This window comes from Catellatospora sp. NPDC049111, assembly GCF_040648615.1.
Taxonomy (GTDB): domain Bacteria; phylum Actinomycetota; class Actinomycetes; order Mycobacteriales; family Micromonosporaceae; genus Catellatospora; species Catellatospora aurea.
The window spans coordinates 19,467-37,260 of sequence record NZ_JBEZEB010000028.1; the positions used below are offsets into that span (position 1 = coordinate 19,467).

At 72.3% G+C, this 17,794-nt stretch carries 18 protein-coding genes; 13 read left to right on the forward strand and 5 right to left on the reverse strand.

Features of this window, described 5'->3' with window-relative positions:
• The first annotated feature begins 167 nt into the window (after positions 1-167).
• Both moeZ and AB0B66_RS29435 read left to right on the forward strand, forming a co-directional pair.
• A complete protein-coding gene (gene moeZ, locus AB0B66_RS29430; RefSeq protein WP_360536062.1) occupies positions 168-1,349 on the forward strand; it encodes an adenylyltransferase/sulfurtransferase MoeZ in 1,182 nt (393 codons plus the stop codon).
• Between the two features lie 367 nt (positions 1,350-1,716).
• Positions 1,717-2,577 (forward strand): squalene--hopene cyclase, encoded by an 861-nt coding sequence (locus AB0B66_RS29435; protein WP_360536064.1) that lies wholly within the window; start codon positions 1,717-1,719, stop codon positions 2,575-2,577.
• Positions 2,578-2,654: 77 nt separating this feature from the next.
• On the opposite strand, the gene AB0B66_RS29440 is transcribed toward AB0B66_RS29435, so the two are convergent.
• Together AB0B66_RS29440 and proB are read right to left on the reverse strand one after the other, a co-directional pair.
• A complete protein-coding gene (locus tag AB0B66_RS29440; protein ID WP_360536066.1) occupies positions 2,655-3,899 on the reverse strand; it encodes a glutamate-5-semialdehyde dehydrogenase in 1,245 nt (414 codons plus the stop codon).
• A 178-nt stretch (positions 3,900-4,077) separates the two neighbouring features.
• Complete coding sequence (gene proB / locus AB0B66_RS29445) at positions 4,078-5,193, reverse strand: glutamate 5-kinase (protein ID WP_360536068.1); 1,116 nt, start codon at positions 5,191-5,193, stop codon at positions 4,078-4,080.
• 144 nt (positions 5,194-5,337) lie between these two features.
• Here proB and AB0B66_RS29450 point away from each other — a divergent pair, with 144 nt between their 5' ends.
• A complete protein-coding gene (locus AB0B66_RS29450) occupies positions 5,338-5,631 on the forward strand; it encodes an MGMT family protein (protein WP_360536070.1) in 294 nt (97 codons plus the stop codon).
• A 92-nt stretch (positions 5,632-5,723) separates the two neighbouring features.
• On the opposite strand, the gene AB0B66_RS29455 is transcribed toward AB0B66_RS29450, so the two are convergent.
• The gene (locus AB0B66_RS29455) at positions 5,724-7,127 is read right to left on the reverse strand and encodes a gamma-glutamyltransferase (RefSeq protein ID WP_360536072.1); all 1,404 of its coding nucleotides are present in this window, start codon (positions 7,125-7,127) and stop codon (positions 5,724-5,726) included.
• A 28-nt stretch (positions 7,128-7,155) separates the two neighbouring features.
• Here AB0B66_RS29455 and AB0B66_RS29460 point away from each other — a divergent pair, with 28 nt between their 5' ends.
• From AB0B66_RS29460 to AB0B66_RS29475, 4 genes are read left to right on the forward strand one after another with little or no spacing between them, the layout of a single operon-like run.
• Positions 7,156-8,544: an MFS transporter gene (locus tag AB0B66_RS29460; RefSeq protein WP_360536074.1), complete on the forward strand. Its 1,389-nt coding sequence runs from the start codon at positions 7,156-7,158 to the stop codon at positions 8,542-8,544.
• Between the two features lie 43 nt (positions 8,545-8,587).
• Positions 8,588-9,607: a hypothetical protein gene (locus AB0B66_RS29465; protein WP_360536076.1), complete on the forward strand. Its 1,020-nt coding sequence runs from the start codon at positions 8,588-8,590 to the stop codon at positions 9,605-9,607.
• Positions 9,608-9,655: 48 nt separating this feature from the next.
• The gene (locus AB0B66_RS29470; protein ID WP_144121717.1) at positions 9,656-10,177 is read left to right on the forward strand and encodes an NADH-quinone oxidoreductase subunit B; all 522 of its coding nucleotides are present in this window, start codon (positions 9,656-9,658) and stop codon (positions 10,175-10,177) included.
• 51 nt (positions 10,178-10,228) lie between these two features.
• Entirely contained in the window at positions 10,229-11,536 is a 1,308-nt protein-coding gene (locus AB0B66_RS29475; protein ID WP_360536078.1) for a DUF2252 domain-containing protein, read from the forward strand.
• A gap of 10 nt (positions 11,537-11,546) precedes the next feature.
• Here the strand turns inward: AB0B66_RS29475 and AB0B66_RS29480 are convergent, their stop codons facing one another.
• Both AB0B66_RS29480 and AB0B66_RS29485 read right to left on the reverse strand, forming a co-directional pair.
• The gene (locus AB0B66_RS29480) at positions 11,547-12,359 is read right to left on the reverse strand and encodes a hypothetical protein (protein WP_360536080.1); all 813 of its coding nucleotides are present in this window, start codon (positions 12,357-12,359) and stop codon (positions 11,547-11,549) included.
• Positions 12,352-12,852 carry a SigE family RNA polymerase sigma factor gene (locus tag AB0B66_RS29485; RefSeq protein WP_360536082.1) on the reverse strand — a complete coding sequence of 167 codons (501 nt, stop codon included), beginning with the start codon at positions 12,850-12,852 and terminating at the stop codon, positions 12,352-12,354. The genes AB0B66_RS29480 and AB0B66_RS29485 overlap by 8 nt, the downstream gene beginning before the upstream one ends.
• A 131-nt stretch (positions 12,853-12,983) precedes the next feature.
• Here AB0B66_RS29485 and AB0B66_RS29490 point away from each other — a divergent pair, with 131 nt between their 5' ends.
• The 6 genes from AB0B66_RS29490 (at position 12,984) to AB0B66_RS29515 (ending at position 17,779) form a co-directional block, all read left to right on the forward strand.
• Positions 12,984-13,544 carry an NADH-quinone oxidoreductase subunit C gene (locus AB0B66_RS29490; RefSeq protein ID WP_360536084.1) on the forward strand — a complete coding sequence of 187 codons (561 nt, stop codon included), beginning with the start codon at positions 12,984-12,986 and terminating at the stop codon, positions 13,542-13,544.
• Positions 13,541-14,497, forward strand: coding sequence for a complex I subunit 1 family protein (locus tag AB0B66_RS29495; protein ID WP_360536086.1), 957 nt, complete (start codon positions 13,541-13,543; stop codon positions 14,495-14,497). The genes AB0B66_RS29490 and AB0B66_RS29495 overlap by 4 nt, the downstream gene beginning before the upstream one ends.
• Positions 14,498-14,611: 114 nt before the next feature.
• Positions 14,612-15,121, forward strand: a complete 510-nt coding sequence (locus AB0B66_RS29500; protein ID WP_120317202.1) for an NADH-quinone oxidoreductase subunit I — start codon at positions 14,612-14,614, stop codon at positions 15,119-15,121.
• Complete coding sequence (locus AB0B66_RS29505; protein WP_360536088.1) at positions 15,118-15,657, forward strand: NADH-quinone oxidoreductase subunit J; 540 nt, start codon at positions 15,118-15,120, stop codon at positions 15,655-15,657. Before AB0B66_RS29500 ends, AB0B66_RS29505 begins: the two co-directional genes overlap by 4 nt.
• The gene (gene nuoK / locus AB0B66_RS29510) at positions 15,657-16,013 is read left to right on the forward strand and encodes an NADH-quinone oxidoreductase subunit NuoK (protein WP_360536194.1); all 357 of its coding nucleotides are present in this window, start codon (positions 15,657-15,659) and stop codon (positions 16,011-16,013) included. The genes AB0B66_RS29505 and nuoK overlap by 1 nt, the downstream gene beginning before the upstream one ends.
• A complete protein-coding gene (locus tag AB0B66_RS29515) occupies positions 16,010-17,779 on the forward strand; it encodes an NADH-quinone oxidoreductase subunit L (RefSeq protein WP_360536090.1) in 1,770 nt (589 codons plus the stop codon). Before nuoK ends, AB0B66_RS29515 begins: the two co-directional genes overlap by 4 nt.
• Positions 17,780-17,794 lie beyond the last annotated feature (15 nt).

Genomic DNA, 17,794 nt, shown 5'->3' on the forward strand with positions numbered 1-17,794 from the left:
GGCCCTGCGGGCCAGGGCCGTTGATCATGAACTTGTGGCACGGTTCGGCGGCGTGTTGTGGGAATAACTTCATGATCAAATGAAGGCTGATCAGCGCGTGATGCAACTCGCATCCCAGCGGGTTGGAGATCATGGCATTCCCTACCGCGGCGAGCGAGAATGTGCCTATGTCGTTGCCGCCGCTTGTGGAGCCTGCCGAGTCGCTCTCGGTGGACGAGATCCGCCGCTACAGCCGCCATCTGATCATCCCCGACGTGGGCGTCGAGGGGCAGAAGCGGCTCAAGAACGCCAAGGTGCTGTGTGTCGGCGCCGGAGGGCTCGGCTCGCCCGCGCTGATGTACCTGGCCGCGGCCGGTGTCGGCACGCTGGGCATCGTCGAGTTCGACACCGTCGACGAGTCGAACCTGCAGCGCCAGATCATTCACGGCCAGTCGGACATCGGCCGGCCCAAGGCCGAGTCGGCCGCCAACAGCGTCCGGGAGATCAACCCGTACGTCAACGTGGTCATCCACGACACCGCGATCGACCGGGACAACGTCTTCGAGATCTTCGGGCAGTACGACCTGATCGTCGACGGCACCGACAACTTCGCCACGCGTTACCTGGTCAACGACGCCGCGGTGCTGCTCGGCAAGCCGTACGTGTGGGGCTCGATCTACCGCTTCGACGGCCAGGCCAGCGTCTTCTGGGCCGAGCACGGCCCCTGCTACCGCTGCCTCTACCCGGAGCCGCCGCCGCCCGGCATGGTCCCGTCGTGCGCCGAGGGCGGCGTGCTGGGCGTGCTGTGCGCCAGCATCGGCTCGATCCAGGTGACCGAGGCGATCAAGCTGCTCACCGGCATCGGCGAGCCGCTGGTCGGGTCGCTGATGGTGTACGACGCGCTGGAGATGACGTACCGCAAGATCAAGGTTCGCAAGGACCCGTCCTGCGTCCTGTGCGGCGAGAACCCGACCGTCACCGAGCTGCTCGGCGACTACGAGGCGTTCTGCGGCGCGGTCTCCGCCGAGGCGGCCGAGGCCGTGATCGACTCGACCATCACCGCCCGCGAGCTCAAGGAGTGGCAGGACGCCGACAAGGACTTCCTGCTCGTCGACGTGCGCGAGCCGGCCGAGTACGAGATCGTGCGCATCCCGGGCAGTGTGCTGATCCCCAAGGGCGAGATCCTGTCCGGCGAGGCGCTGGCCAAGCTGCCGCAGGACAAGCAGATCGTGCTGCACTGCAAGTCGGGCGTGCGGTCCGCCGAGGCGCTCGCCGCGCTGAAGGCGGCCGGGTTCTCCGACGCGGTCCACGTCCAGGGCGGCGTGCTCGCCTGGGTCAAGACCGTCGACCCCTCCCTGCCCAGCTACTGAGGTCCAGCCCGGACCATCCGGTCCGCACCGCGGAGGCCGGCGACTGATGAAGTCGCCGGCCTCCGCCGTTGCCGGACGCCGCACCGCGCTTCGCGGCACGGGCCGGCGGAGCGCGATCGGCAACCGCCCGACGCGCGGCCCGGTAGGTGGGCGCGGTTGTCGGGAATCCGGCTGTGACTTCGATCACCGTCCATGCGTGAGGTTCGTCTCGCGGCGTGCTCCCGAAGCTGGAAAACGCCGCCGTACGGCGCTTTTGTAGGTCGTCACGGAGGCTGGAAACGGCTGTTTCCGAATTTATTTCACCCGCCCGTTCTGTTGACCTTGACCAACCTGATGAGGCCGGAGGGTCACCGGGCACGTACCCTCGATGACCGTGGTGGATCTCGACGCGGCTATCGGATTCGTGGTGAAGAAGGGCGACCCGGTCGACCGGGCACGCCTGTCATACCTGCGTACCGGCGTTTCGCCCGCCGAGGACATCCTCGCCGCGGCCGAAGCCGGACAGGCCGACGGCGGTGGCTGGTTCGCCACCCAGCGCGGCAAGATCCCATCCGTCGACGTCACCTGTTTCCGGCTCGCCCAGCTCGACGACCTCGGCGCGCTCGCGCGGCCCGGCGTCAAGCGCGCCTTCGACTGGCTGGCCGGTCGCCAGGCCGCCGACGGCAGCTGGCAGGAGGCCAAGGAACTCGCCGCGGACGCGCCCGAGTGGGCGCAGCCCGGCGACCCGGAGGCGACGCTCTACCTGACCGCGAACGCCACGTTCTGGCTGACCGTGATGGGGCTCGACGTGCGCTCGTCACTGCCGTACGGTGACCCGACGCCGATCCCGTACGCCGACGCGGCCCTGCGCGGCGCGGAGTTCATCAAGGCCAGCCTCAACTCGGACGGCACCTGGCCGTCCTACCTGGTCACCGGGTGGCTCGGCGCGGCCGTGATGTACCGCCAGGACATGTTCTACGAGGCCGCGCGCATGCAGGCGGTGCTCGGCGAGCGCCTGCCCGCGATGGCCCCCGCCGATGCCGCCGCCATGGCGGCCTCGATGCGCCGGGTCGGCGTGTCAGCCGACGACTGGACGATGATCGCCGCCAAGCGCCGCCTGGCCGAGACACAGCGCACCGACGGGGGCTGGGACTCCGAGGACGGCGAGACCTTCGACGTACACCTCACCCTCAACGTCATCCGCGCCCTGTACGAGATCACCCCACCCGGCCAGTCCACCCTCCTCTGACCACCCGCGGCGGCCGGGCGGCGCGCCTGGCCCACCTGCCTGCGCCGGAGGCGCGGCGCGCGCCGGGCGCAGGTCGGTCAGGCTCGGACGTGGCCTTCGCCGGTGATGACGTATTTGGTGCTGGTCAGTTCGGGTAGGCCCATGGGGCCGCGGGCGTGCAGCTTCTGGGTGGAGATGCCGATCTCCGCGCCGAAGCCGAGTTCGCCGCCGTCGACGAAGCGGGTCGAGGCGTTCACCAGCACCGCCGCCGCGTCGACCTGTGCCGTGAACCGGTTCGCGGCGGGCAGCGACGAGGTGATGATCGCCTCGGAGTGGCCGGAGCCGTACCGCCGGATGTGCGCGACAGCCTCGTCCAGCGACGGCACGACCCGCGCGGACAGCTCCAGGGCCAGGTACTCGGTGCCCCAGTCCTCCTCGGTCGCCGCCACGACGTCCGCGGAGTACGCCGCGACCTCCGGCGATCCGTGCACGGTCACGCCCTGCTCGCGCAGCGCGGCCAGGGCCTTCGGCAGGAACGTGTCGGCGACGGCCGCGTGCACCAGCAGCGACTCGGCCGCGTTGCACACCGACGGCCGCTGCACCTTCGCGTTGAGCAGGATGGTCAGCGCCATGTCCAGGTCGGCGGACTCGTCGACGTAGAGGTGGCAGTTGCCGACGCCGGTCTCGATCACCGGGACCGAGGACTCCTCGACCACGGTGCGGATCAGCGACGCGCCGCCCCGCGGGATCAGCACGTCGACCAGCCCGCGCGCCCGCATCAGCTCCTTGACGGTGTCCCGGGTGGCCGAGTCGACCAGCTGCACCGCGTCGGCGGGCAGCCCCGCCTGGACCAGCGCGTCGCGCAGCACGGCGACGATCGCCGCGTTGGAGCGGGCCGCCGAGCCGGAGCCGCGCAGCAGCACCGCGTTGCCGGACTTGAGGGTCAGCCCGGCCGCGTCGGCGGTGACGTTCGGGCGGGCCTCGTAGATGATGCCGACGACGCCGAACGGCACCCGCAGCTGGCGCACCTGCAGGCCGTTGGGCAGGGTGCCGCCGCGTACCACCTCGCCGACCGGGTCGGGCAGGCCCGCGATCTGGCGCAGGCCGTCGGCCATGCCGGCCAGCCGCGACTCGCTGAGCGCGAGCCGGTCCACGGTCGACTCGGGGGTGCCCTGCTCGCGCGCCGCGGCCACGTCCAGACCGTTGGCTTGCAAAATCTCGGGGGTACGCGCGGCGAGCGCGTCGGCCATCGCCGCCAGCCCGGCGTCCTTGGCCTTGCGCGACGCCGTGGCCAGCACCTGTGCCGCCGTCCGGGCGCGCGTCGCCTGCTCGATGACGCTCATGTCGTTTCCCGCCTTCCGTGGGTGCTGAAGTTGGTCGGCGCGCCCGCGTCAACCGGGACGCGGGCCCGGCGCGAGCCGCCCGCCTGCCCTGCGCTCGCCGCAAAGCCGCAGCTCAACCCGCATGGCGCGATGGGAAGGTGCCCTTCCTCTACGCATAGCGATAACAAGGTGCCCTTCCTTACAGCAGGACGAGGTCGTCGCGGTGGATTACCTCGCGTTCGTAGGCGGGGCCGAGGGTGGCGGCCAGTTCGCCGGTGGAGCGGCCGAGCAGGCCCGGCAGTTCCAGGGCGTCGTAGTTGACCAGGCCACGGGCCACGGCGCGGCCGGCGATGTCGATCAGGTCGACGGGGTCGCCGGCGGTGAACGCGCCGTCGACGCGGGTGATGCCGGCCGGGAGCAGGGAGGCGCGGCGGTCGACCACGGCGGTGACCGCGCCCGCGTCCAGGTGCAGGCGGCCGCGGGCGGTGGTGGCGTGGGCGAGCCAGTGCAGGCGGGCGGTCGCGCGTACGCCCGCGGCGTGGAAGAGCGTGCCCACCGGCTCGCCGGACAGGGCCGCGGCGGCCAGCGGGGCGGCCGTCAGCACCACCGGGATGCCCGCGTCGGTCGCGATGCGGGCCGCCTCGACCTTGGTGACCATGCCGCCGGTGCCCACCCCGGCGCTGCCCGCGCCGCTCACCGACACCTCGGCGAGCTGCGCGAAGTCGGTGACCTCGGCGACCTTCCGGGAGCCCGGCTGCGACGGATGGCCGGTGTAGAGGGCGTCCACGTCCGACAGCAGCACCAGCAGGTCGGCCTGGACGAGGGCGGCCACCAGCGCGGCCAGCCGGTCGTTGTCGCCGAACCTGATCTCCTCGGTGGCCACCGTGTCGTTCTCGTTGATGATCGGCACGGCCCGCATGTCGAGCAGTTTGCGCAGCGTACGGTGCGCGTTGCGGTAGTGCGCCCGCCGCGTCACGTCGTCCACGGTCAGCAGCACCTGCCCGACCGTCCGCCCGTGCCGCCCGAACTCCTCGGTGTACGCGTGCATCAGCCGCCCCTGGCCCACGCTCGCCGCCGCCTGCTGCGTGGCCAGGTCCCGCGGTCGCCGCGCCAGCCCCAGCGGAGCCAGCCCCGCCGCGATCGCCCCCGACGACACCAGCACGACCTCCCGCGGTCGGTCCCGGTCGTCAACGCTGCACAGCGCCCCCACCAGCGCCGCCAACCGCTCCGGATCCAACCCTCCGGCGGCCGTCGTCAACGACGACGACCCCACCTTCACCACCACCCGACGAGCCCGGGTGACCACTGCACGCATCAACCCATTCTGCCGCCCCACCTCCCCCTCCCCCCGCACCGATCCCACCCACTGGCCACGCGCCTTCCGCGTTGATCATGAACCTATGGACGTGTTCGACGGCGTGTCGCTGCCTTGGGGCCGTGGTCAACTAGCCTGGCGCGCATGACGCCGGAGGAGTACACCGAAGCGGTGCTGCGGATGGTCGAGCAGATTCCACCCGGCCGGGTGATGACCTATGGCGCGATCGCCGACGCCCTGGCCGACGAATCGGGCCGCAACTCGGCGCGCCGCGTCGGCACGATCATGGCCCGGCACGGCGGCGGGGTGCCCTGGCACCGGGTCGTCGGCGCGGGCGGCCGGTTGCCCCCCGGCCACGAGAACGAGGCCCGTCGCCGCCTCACCGCCGAGGGTGTCCCCTTCCGCGGCGACCACGTCGCCCCCTCCGCCGTCAACTGACGGCGCCCACCTGCCAGCGGATGATCACGGCGCCAAGGTAGGGACACGCCGTCGAACACGTCCATAAGTTCATGATCAACGCGGTGGGGGGGTCAACCTGTGAGGCGGGCGGCGCCGCCGCGGCGGGGGTCGCCGGAGGCGCCGGCGGCGCCGATGGCGGAGACGCCGCCGAAGTAGTGGCTGCGGGAGGGCCAGCGGTTGACGGTGTAGCCGGCTTCGGCCAGGGCCATCTCCTCGGGGACGGGGAAGTGGGGTTCGACGTGGACGATGTCGTCGACGGGGTGCAGGCGGGGGGCGCGTACGGCGTCCGGGGTGTCCAGGCTGTCGACGAGCACCCCGATCAGGGTGCGCAGGAGCGCGGAGCGGATACGCGACGCCCCGGCGGAGCCGATCGCCAGCCGCAGCCCGCCGTCGGGGTCGAGCACCACGAGCGGGCACATCATCGAGGCGAGGCGCTCGCCGGGGGCCAGCTCGCCGGAGTACAGCTCGCCCTCGCCGAGCATGGAGTTCAGGTGCACGCCCAGCCCCGGTAGCCAGACCCCGGAGCCGAGGCCGAGGGTGGTGGTGATGACGCAGGCGTTGCCGGCCGCGTCGACGGCCGTGACGTTGGTGGTGTCGCCGAGCCGGTCGTCGGGGCCGCGTACGTCGAGCGCCCCGGCCAGCACCACGGCGCGTTCGGGCCGCGGCAGGTCGGCGAGGTCCGGGGGCAGCCCGCGCAGAGTCTGCACGGTGCGGTTGAGGTCGGCGCGCCCGTGCACGGTGTGCCCGGCCAGCTCGGCGGTGGTCACGGCCCGTTCGAGCACCTGGTACGCGGACAGGTCGAGCGGCCCGAGCGCCCCGCCGTCGGCGCGGACCGATTCGACGACGGCGGCGCCGAGCTTGCCGGTGTAGCAGGTGGCCGGACCCTCCGCGGCGATGATCTCCAGCGCGTCGGCGAGCCCGGCGTGGAACAGCCGGTCCCCGCCCTGCAGCAGCCGCCCGCCCGGGGCGTACGCCGGGCCGCCCTGGCCGGGCAGCATGGCCTCGATCAGCGAGGGCAGCGTGATCGCATGCGCGAACGGCATGGCCACGCCCGTGCGGGCCAGTTCGGCGGCGGGCGCGACGACGTCCGCCCAGGGCAGCGCCCCCCAACGTGAGTGAATCTCGCCACATCCGGCGGGCAGGCCGGGCACCGCGACGGAGGCTCCGCCGATCTCGTACGGCAGCGGCACCTCGCCGAACCGCACCGCGATCGGCGTCATCGGCTCTGCCTTACGATCCCCATCCAGGCCAGGCATCGCTACGAAGAAATCAAGGCAGGTAACGCGCCCGGTCGAAGATTCGTAGTACGTGGCGAATCCGCCGCCGCCCAGCCCCGTGAAGATGGTCTCGGCGACGCAGGCGGCGAGGGCCGCGGCCACCCCCGCGTCGGCCGCCGTTCCGCCCATCCGCAGTACCCGAAGGCCTACCTCAGCGGTGGCCGGATGGCCAGCTGCCACACCGGCAGGTACCAGCATTCACTCGCCTCCCGTACCATCCGCGCTCATGACATCCAGTGTGGAGGTGATGGAGGCCCCGGACGAAGCGCTTCCCACTCGAGTGCGAGTCGGATATTCGCTCGGCTCCCTGGTGACCGGTGCTTTCGGCACCGTCCCGGGCCTGCTGCTGCTGCCGTACCTGACCGACACCCTGGGTGTCGCCGCCGGCCTGGCGGGACTGCTCGTGCTGCTCCCCAAGGCCTGGGACGTCATGCTCAACCCCGTGGTCGGCCGGATCTCGGACCGCACCCAGACCCGCTGGGGCGCCCGCCGCCCCTACCTGCTCTTCGCCGGCCTCGGCATGGCCGTGCTGTTCGCGCTGCTGTTCGCCGCCCCGTTCGGCGACGGCGGCCAGGCGGGCCTGTACGTCGCGGTGATGTTCCTGCTCACGGCCACCGCGTTCGCGTTCTTCCAGGTGCCCTACGTCGCCATGCCCGCCGAGATGACCAGCTCCTACTCCGAGCGCACCCGGCTGATGACCTGGCGGGTCGCGCTGCTGGCCACCTCGATCCTGGTATCCGGCGCGATGGCCCCGATCATCCGCGACGCGATGGGCGGCGGCCTGCCCGGCTACCGCTGGATGGCGCTGTTCGTCGCGACGATCATGGTGGCCGGCACCCTGATCGTCTTCGTGAGCACCCGCTCCGCCCCGACCGGCGCCATCACCGCCAGTGAGCCGTCGCTGCGCGCCCAGCTCAAGGTGGTCGCCGCGAACCGCCCGTTCCGGGTGCTGGTCGCCTGCTTCGTGGCCCAGTCGACCGGCGTGGCCTGCATGCTCGGCGGCGTCGAGTACTTCGCCAAGCATGTGCTCGGCGACGCGGGCACCACCACGGCCCTGTTCGTGGTCGTGGTCAGCCCGGCGCTGTTCGTGATGCCGCTCTGGCGGCGGGTCGGCGAACGCCTCGGCAAGCTCAAGGGCTACGTGGTCGCCTCGATCACGCTCACCGTGGCGACGCTCGCGCTCGCGGCCGCCCCGCTGCTGCCGCACTGGACGATCTACTCGATCATCGCGGTGATGGGCTTCGGCTACGCCGGCCAACAGCTGTTCGGCCTGTCGATGCTGCCCGACTGCATCGCGTACGACACCGCGCGGACCGGCAAGCGGCAGGCGGGGGTGTTCACCGGGGTGTGGACCGCGGGGGAGACCCTGGGCCTGGCGCTGGGGCCGTTCATCTTCGGCATCGTGCTCCAGCTGTTCGGTTACATCTCCACCACCGCAGGTGAGACGGTCGCGCAGAGCGATCTCGCGAAGACGGGAGTGCTGCTCGGGTTCACCGTGGTGCCGGGTCTTATCGTGGGCATCGCGCTGGTGCTGCTGCGCGGGTACGACCTCGGCGGCGACCCGGCCGTCACCGAGAACCGCGAACCGCTGCCCGCGGCGGCTCCGGCCAGCTAGCTTCACGTCTCGCGGACAGACCTCAGGGGAGGGTGCACGCCACATGTTCGTGCAGCAGGTTCAGCGGTTCCACCAGCTCATCCTCGGCCAGGACGTGAACTCCGCGCTGGCCGCGGTGGCACCGCTGGTGCAGGCCGCGCGGCTCGCCCCGGCGCACGAGCTGACCCCGGCGGTGACCCATCTGGCCCCGGCCATCGGCGCGGCGCCGATCCCGTTCGTCGCGGCTACCGCGGCCACCGCCGCGGGCGCGCTGGTCGAGCTGGGCGGCTCGCCCGGCCCGCTCACCCGGATCGTGCTGGAACGCCTCGGCAGCGCGCTGACCGGCACGCACGCGTTCATCGACGCCTGGCTGGGGTACGGCGGCGGACGGCCGCTGCCGGAGCGCACGCAGATGGACATCACCGTGGCGACCGGACTGCTGGCCTCGCAGCTCGGCCCGGACCGGGCGATGCCGCTGGTCGCGGCGTGGCGCGACGCTCCGCACTGGGCCCTGGCCGCGGTCGCCTGCCTGCACCACGCCGAGGCGCGGGCCCAGCTCGGCGATCGCGCCCCCTGGACCGCGCAGGTCGACCCGCTGCACTCGGCCGCGCCCGCGTTCATGCGGCTCATCCTCGCGCTGCGCATCATCGACGAGCACCTGCTGGTGCTGCACCGGCCGACCCGGCGCGGGGCGATGGTGTTCGTCAGCGGCGTGGCCGACAACTTCCAGCTGCAGACGCTGCTCGCCGACGCGCTCATCGGCGCGGGCCTGGTGCAGGGCAAGCGGCCCGACGCGCGCTGGGTCAGCGCGTTCCAGCACGGGCCGGACGGCACCGTGCTGGAGCATGTGGACGACGCCTTCCACCTCACCGACGCGACCGGCGCGACCATGCGCAACGAGGCCGGCCCGGCCGACATCGCCGTGGTCAGCGGCTCGCGCATCCTGGTGCTGGACGACGCCCGCTACAGCCGCCACTGGCGGCCGGGGCGGCGTTTCCCGATCACCGCGCAGGTCCGCGTCGACCGCATCCTGACCCAGGAGGAGGTCGAGGCGTGGTTGGGCTACGTCCCGCCGGTGGCGTGACGAGGACGCGCTGGGTCCGATCCGCCCCCAAGGTTTAGGCTTCCCGGTATGGCCCTGCCCTCGGTGCTCGGAGATCCGATCAAGTTCGTGCTGAACTGGGGTCGGCGCTACTCGCTGTGGGTGTTCAACTTCGGGCTGGCCTGCTGCGCGATCGAGTTCATCGCCAGCAGCATGGGGCGGCACGACTTCATGCGGCTGGGCGTGATCCCGTTCGCGCACGGCCCCCGCCAGGCCGACCTGATGGTCGTGTCGGGCACGGTCACCGACAAGATGGCCCCGGCCATCAAGCGGTTGTACGACCAGATGCCCGAGCCGAAGTACGTCATCTCCTTCGGCGCGTGCAGCAACTGCGGCGGGCCGTACTGGGACTCGTACTCGGTGACCAAGGGCGTGGACCAGATCATCCCGGTGGACGTCTACGTGCCCGGCTGCCCGCCGCGCCCCGAGGCGCTGCTGCACGGCATCCTGCGCCTGCAGGAGAAGATCGCCGCGGAGCAGTCCGGCTTCGGCGGCGTGCACCGCCCCGACCCGGCCGCGCTGACCGCCCCGATCGTGTCACCACCTGCCTGACCTGTCCTGTTTCTGCCGCCGCACGTTGCGACGGCGCGTTAGCGTCCACCCATGACGCGATCCGAGCAGATCCTGGATGTGCTGGTCACCGAGTTCGGGCCGCTGATGACGGCGGAGCCGGCCGCGTTCCGGCGCAAGTTCCGCAAGATGGCGTCCAGCGCGTTCGCGTTCTACCGCGGCAGCGCGTCCCTGTTCTACGCCGACATGACCGGGCAGTACGCCGACGACACGTTCCTGACCCCGCAGACCAGCCGGGTGTGGATCCACGGCGACCTGCACGCGGAGAACTTCGGCACCTACATGAACGCCGAGGGCGTGCTGGTCTTCAACGTCAACGACTTCGACGAGGCGTACGTCGGCCCGTTCCTGTGGGACCTGCGGCGGCTGTGCGCCAGCATCGCCCTGCTCGGTTACGCCAAGGCGCTGTCCGACGAGACCATCAGCTACCTGATCAAGGACTTCGCCGGGGCTTACCTGGCCGAGCTGCGCGCGATCGCGCTCGGCGGCGACGACGCCATCGGCTCGCTGACCCTGTCCACCACCACCGGCCCGCTGCACCGGGTGCTCCAGCAGGCCCGCCTGAACACCCGGGTGGACCTGCTGCAGGGCATGACCGTGATCGACCGGTATGAGCGGCGCTTCGTCGAGCGCGAGGGCGTGTTCCGGATCGACGCGCCGACCCGGGCCGCGGTGGAGGAGGCCTTCCGCGGCTACCTCGGCACGCTGAACCCGCACCACGCGCACAACGGCCACTCCGGCGTCGAGCGCACGATCAAGGACGTGGTGCTGCGCAAGGGAGTGGGCATCGGCTCGGCGGGGCTGCCGTCGTACAGCCTGCTGCTGGAGGGGCACACCCAGGCGCTGGAGAACGACGTGGTCGTCTACATGAAGCAGGCGCAGACCCCGGCCGTGGCCCGGCACATCGACGACGCCCGGGTACGCGGCTACTTCCTGCACCAGGGCCACCGCACCGCCGAGTCGCAGCGCGCCCTGCAGGCCGCCGCCGACGCCTGGCTGGGCTACACCGAGCTGGACGGGGTCGGGCAGCTCGTCGCCGAGGTCTCGCCGTACGCCGCCGACCTGGACTGGTCCGACGTCAACGAGCCCGACGAGCTGGTCAGCGTGGTGCGCGAGCTGGGCCGCGCGGTGGCCCGCATGCACTCGGTCGCCGACGACGAGTCGAGCCACGACCTGGTCGACTTCTCCACCGAGGAGGCGATCGTGGCCGAACTCGACCGGGACGAGGCGGGATTCGTCGGCGGACTGGTCGAGTTCGCGCACGCGTACGGCGCCCAGGCCCGTGGCGACCACCAGCTCTTCGTCGACCTGTTCCGCAACGGCGCGATCCCGGGCGTGTGACGCCGCGGTCTCAGCAGTCCGCCGGCGGCACCAGGTAGTGGCGCAGGAAGACGCCCGTGGTGCGGCCCGGCGCCCACGACGGCAGGTCGAGATGCTCGCCACGGGGGAACGTGTCGGGCAGCGTCGGGAGGCTGCCGAAGGAGAAGTAGCGATCGCCGGGGCAGCCGTACTCGCCGCCGAGCCGGCGGGTCCGGGTCGGCGACGCGGCGGTGAGCACGAAGTCGTCGCCGCCGGTGTACATCTGGACCTGCGCGTCGTAGGTGCGGTAGGACGCCCAGCTCACGTGGATCGCCCAGCCCTCGCAGAGCCGGTCCAGGTCGGCCGGGGCGATGCTGAACGTGATCGAGGCGGGGGCGGGCGTCGCCGCATTGGTGATCTGCGGGATCACGATGTCCACGCAGGCGGGCGGCGGCGGCGAGGGGGACGGGGAGGGGCTGGCGCCCGGGTCCGGGTTCACCACCGGCTGCCCGGTCGGCCGTGGCGTCGTTCCGGGTGACGGCGAGCCACCCGGGCCAGGTGACGGCACGGGGGTCGTCGACGGCAGGGCCGTCGGCGTCGCCGCGGGCCAGGACGGCGAGGCCGACGGGTCGACGGTCGGGCCCGTGGACGGGGTCGGCAGCAGCGGCGGCACCGGCGAGGTGGACCGCGGGATGAGGTTCGTGCCGAGGACGAGCGCCAGCGCCAGCACCACGGCCAACCCCGACACCCGCGTGACCCGGCGTCGCCGCAGCGTCCGGCGGGCGGCCTCGTGACCGGGTGGGCGCACGTGCGGCAGAGCGGCTCGGCCGGCGTCGGCGAGCAGGCGGCGTAGGTCGTCAGACACGGTCGACCTCCTCCGGGGCCAGCTCGGACAGCCGGTCGGCGAGGGTGGTCCGGGCCCGGTGCAGCCAGGACTTCACGGTGCCCTCGGCCACGCCGATCATCGCAGCGATCTCCGCGATCGGCAGATCCTCCAGATAGTGCAGGATCACCGCCTGTCGCTGGCGGGTGGGCAGGTCGGACAGCGCGGCCACGATGGCCACCCGGTCAGGTTCGGGGCCCGGCGCGAGCTCTTCGCGGTGCCCGCGGGAGGCGAGTTCGAGACCACGGCGCACGCGCCGCCAGCGGCTGGTGGCGATGTTCCAGGCGACCCGGCGCACCCACGCGGCCGGCTCGTCGTACGTGGACACGGTCGACCATCGGGCCAGCGCACGGATCATGGCTTCCTGCACCACGTCCTGGGCTTCGGCAAGGTCCCCGGTGTACACGTACAGCGCGGCGGCGAGCTTCTGGAACGACGCGCTGTAGAACTCCGCGAACTCGCGGTGTTCGGTCACGGGCAGCTCCAGGGGTGTCAGAAATCCGCCGCAGCATAGCGGGTCTGATCAAAGGCCCCGCAGGGCCGTTCGGACGGTCGCCGCCGGTGAGGTGGGGCATGGTGGGCGGTCGCGGGCATAGGATGCCGGGCATGACGCCGGAGGAGATCGGAGCGCGCCTGGCGGAGGCCGTCGCGGGCGCACAGCCGGGCGTGTCGGGCGGCGGAGCGTACGCCCGCGCGGTCGTCGACGTGCCCGCCGGATCGTGGCTGCCCGCGCTGACCGCCGCGCGCGACGAGCTGGGCTGCGACTTCTTCGACTGGCTGTCGGCCGTGGACGAGCTGGACGCGGGCTATGACGTGGTCGCGCACCTGTGGTCGACGAGCGCGCGGCACGGTGTGCTGGTGCGCACTCGGGTGCCGGTGGACGGGGCCTCGCTCGCCTCGGCCGTGGACGTGTACCCGGGCGCGGCGTGGCACGAGCGGGAGACGTACGAGATGTTCGGCATCGGGTTCCCCGGCCCGCTGGAGCCGCTGCTGCTGCCGCCGGAGTTCGAGGGCCACCCGCTGCGCAAGAGCTTCGTGCTGGCCAGCCGGGTCGCCAAGCCGTGGCCCGGGGCCAAGGAGCCGGGCGAGTCGGAGACCGGCTCCAAGCGCCAGGCGATCCGCCCGCCGGGCGTGCCCGCGCCGGGGGAGTGGGGTCCGACGGCATGACCTGGGAATTGATCTTGAGGGTGGCGCTGGTGGCGGTGGCGTTCCTGACGCTGCCGCTGCTGGTCGGCCAGACCGAGCACAAGGTGATGGCGCACATGCAGGCCCGGCTCGGCCCGATGTACGCGGGCGCGTTCCACGGCTGGGCGCAGCTGATCGCCGACGGCGTGAAGTTCGCGCAGAAGGAGGACGTGACCCCGCGCGCCGCGGACGGCCCCGTGTTCCGGCTCGCGCCCGCCGTGGCGCTGCTGCCGTACCTGCTGGTGCTGCTGGTCATCCCGCTCGGGCCCGGCGACCTGGTCGGGCAGCCGCTCGACGTGGGCCTGTTCTTCGTGCTGGCGGTCGTCGGCGTGGGCGTGATCGCGGTGCTCATGGCGGCGTGGGCCTCGGCCAACAAGTACTCGCTGCTGGGCGGCCTGCGCGCGGCGGCCCAGCTGCTCGGGTACGAGCTGCCGTTCGTGCTGTCCGCGGCGAGCGTCGCGATGGCCGCGGGCACGCTCAGCCTGCCCGGCATCGTGGCCGCGTGGGAGCCGTGGTGGCTGCTGTGGCAGCTGCCCGCGACGATCGTCTTCTTCGTGTCGGGGCTGGCCGAGATCCGCCGCCCCCCGTTCGACATGCCGATCGCCGACTCCGAACTGGTCTTCGGCTACATGACCGAGTACACCGGCCTGCGCTTCGCGTTCTTCCTGCTCGCCGAGTACGTCGGCATCGTGGTCATCTCGGCGCTGACCGCGGCGCTGTTCCTCGGCGGCTGGCACGGCCCGTGGGCCGAGTCGGTCGGCTGGCTGTGGATGCTGCTCAAGACCGGCGCGGTGGCGTTCGTCGTGATCTGGCTGCGGGTCTCCTGGCCCCGGCTGCGCGAGGACCAGCTGCAGCGCCTGTGCTGGCTGGTCCTGGTGCCCCTGGCACTGGCCCAGCTGGTGCTGACCGCCGGCGTCCGTGTGGCGCTGAGCTGACCTGCTACTCGCGTGGTGACTCCTCAAACGGCAGGATGAAGACATGAGCGAGCGCAGCGAGCGAATCATGAGCACAGTTACTCGTGCCGCCGACGAGCGCAGCGAGGAGAAGGCATGAGCATTCCGGGTGCGGGACTCGGCAAGGGTCTGGCGGTCACGCTGAAGACCCTGGTGACCCCGTCGACGACGCAGCAGTATCCGGACGTGGCCCCTGAGCTGCCGCCGCGCTCCCGGGGCGTGATCGCCCTGCGCGAGGAGAACTGCACGGTGTGCATGCTGTGCTCGCGCGAGTGCCCGGACTGGTGCATCTACATCGACTCGCACAAGGAGGAGGTCGTGGTGCCGGGCGCGGCCCGCCCGCGGCAGCGCAACGTCCTCGACCGGTTCGACATCGACTTCTCCCTGTGCATGTACTGCGGCATCTGCATCGAGGTGTGCCCGTTCGACGCCCTCTACTGGTCCCCGGAGTTCGAGTACGCCGAGTACGACATCCGCGACCTGATGCACGACAAGGACCGGCTGGGCGAGTGGATGGCCACCGTGCCGCCGCCGCCCCCGCACGATCCGCTCGGTGAGCCGTCGAAGGAGGAGACCGCCGTGGCCAAGCGCGCGAGCGCCTCGTGACGTTGCAGGACGTGCTGCTGTCGGTGGCCGGCCTGGTCGCGGTGGCGGGCGGGCTCGCGGTGGTGACCACCAAGCAGCTGGTACGGGCCGGCCTGTGGCTGGTCGTCGCGCTGGGCGCGGTCGCCGTGGAGTTCCTGCTGCTCGGCGCGGAGTTCGCGGCCTGGGTGCAGGTGCTCATCTACGTCGGCGCGGTGGTCGTGCTGCTGCTGTTCGCGGTGATGCTGACCCGCGCGCCGATCGGCCGCAGCACCGACCTGGACCGCCCGGCCCTGCCCGCGGCGCTGGTCGGCGCGGCCTCCGGGCTGGGCCTGTCGGCGCTGTTCATCGCCGTGTTCGGGCAGTTCCGGGTCACCCCGCCCGCGGTCGGCACGGCCGAGCGCATCGGCGGGTCGATCTTCGACGACTGGGTGCTGCCGTTCGAGGTGCTGTCGATCCTGCTGCTGGCCGCGCTGGTCGGCGCGATCGTGCTGTCGCGCCCGTCCGCCCCGCCGGCCGACGCCCCGGCCGACGCGGTCGCGCAGGGGAGCAGCCGATGATCCGTCCGGTGATCCCGCTGGTGACCGCGGCGCTGCTGTTCGGGCTCGGCGCGTACGGCGTGCTGCGGCGGCGCAACGCGGTGCTGGTGCTGATGTCGGTCGAGCTGATGCTCAACGCGGTGAACCTGATCCTGGTCACCGGCGACACCCTGCGCGAGCGCGTGACCGGCCAGGTGTTCGCGCTGTTCGTCATCGTGATCGCGGCGGCCGAGGTGGGCGTGGGCCTGGCGCTCGTGCTGCGGCTGTTCCGGCTGCGCCAGGACATCAACACCGACCAGGTGGCGCTCGACGACGAGCCGCGCGCCGCCGCGCCGTCCGAGGAGCCCGCGCTCGCGCAGGCCGGGGAGCAGGCATGATCGCGACTCTGGTGCTCGCTCCGCTCGTCTGCGGGCTGGTCGGCCTGCTGCTGCCGATGCGCAACCGGCCGCTGGGCGCGGCCCTGGGCATCGCGGGCGCGGCGATCAGCCTGGCGCTGACGGTGCTGCTGCTGGCCGACGGCACGCGGGGCGAGTTCTCGGCGACCTGGGTGCGCTTCGGCGACCTCGGGGTGACGCTGACCGCGCTGGTCGACACCCGCGCGCTGCTGATGTCCCTGGCGGTCGGCGTGGTCGCGCTGTGCGTGCAGGTGTACTCGGTGGGCTACCTGGCCGGGGACGGGCGCTACGGCCCGTACGCCGCGCAGATCTCGATCTTCACCGGCGCGATGCTGACCGTGGTGTTCTCCGGCGACCTGATCTCCCTGCTGATCGGCTGGGAGGTGATGGGCGCCTGCTCGTACCTGCTCATCGCGCACGACCGCACGCTGCCCGAGGCCCCCGCCGCCGCGGTGAAGGCGTTCCTGGTCACCCGGGTCGGCGACGTCGGCTTCCTGCTCGGCATCGTGCTGCTCGGGGTCACCGCGGGCAGCTTCCGGATCACCGAGGTGCTGGCCGCCGTCCCGGCGATGTCCGGCGCGACGGTGACGACGGCGGCTCTGCTGCTGCTCGCCGGGGTGGCCGGCAAGAGCGCGCAGTTCCCGCTGCACACCTGGTTGCCCGACGCGATGGCGGGCCCGACGCCGATCTCGGCCCTCATCCACGCCGCCACCATGGTCGCCGCCGGTGTGTACGTGGTAGCCCGCCTTTTCCCGGTTTTCGCGGCTTCCCCGACGGCGCTGGCCGTGATGGCGGCCATGGCCGGGATCACGCTGCTGCTCGGCGCGCTGGCCGCGACCGCCGCCGACGACATCAAACGCGTGCTGGCCTGGTCGACGGTGTCGCAGCTCGGCTACATGATGGCCGCGCTGTCCGCGAAGGCCGTCGACGCGGCGATGTTCCACCTGCTGGCCCACGCCGCGTTCAAGGCGCTGCTGTTCCTGTGCGCGGGTTCGGTGATCCACGCGGTGGGCAGCAACCTGATGTCGCGCATGGGCGGGCTGCGCAAGGACATGCCGCTGACCTTCTGGACCATGACCATCGGCCTCGGCGCGCTGGTCGGCCTGCCGCCGTTCGTGGGCTTCTTCAGCAAGGAGGCCGTCGTCGGCGCGCTGCACACCCAGCCCGCGCTGTGGCTGGCCGCGCTGCTCGGCGTCGCGCTCACCGCCTGGTACTCCACCCGCCTGTGGCTGCTGACCTTCTTCGGCCCGGCCCGCGACAGCGCGGTGCACGCGCATGAGCCCGGCTGGGCCATGCGCGCCCCGCTGCTGCTGCTCGCCGTGCCCGCGGCGGGCCTGGGCGTCGGCGCGCTGGTCGCCGACTACGAACTGGCCCACCTGGGCGTCGAGCTGGTGCTGCCACTGGTCCTGGCCGCGCTCGGCGTGGCTGCCGCCTGGTGGGGCTGGCGTCGCGCCGACGCCGGAGACCCGGCGGCGGTGCTCGGCCAGGCCGGAGCGTTCCTGGCGGGCGGCCTCGGCCTGGACACGGTGCAGGACCGGCTCGTGGTCCGGCCGGTGCGGGCCCTGTCGAAGGCGGTCACCGCGGTCGACGTGTCCGGCGTGGACGGCGCGGTCAACGGCCTCGGCCGGGCGACCGCCGGGGCCGGAGCCGGGCTGGCGGCCTGGCACCGCGCGGCGCTACCCCGGGCCCTGGCCGGGGTGCTGATCGGCGCGGTGCTGGTGACGGTGACGGCGGTGGTGTTCGCATGAGCGAGGACTTCGGGG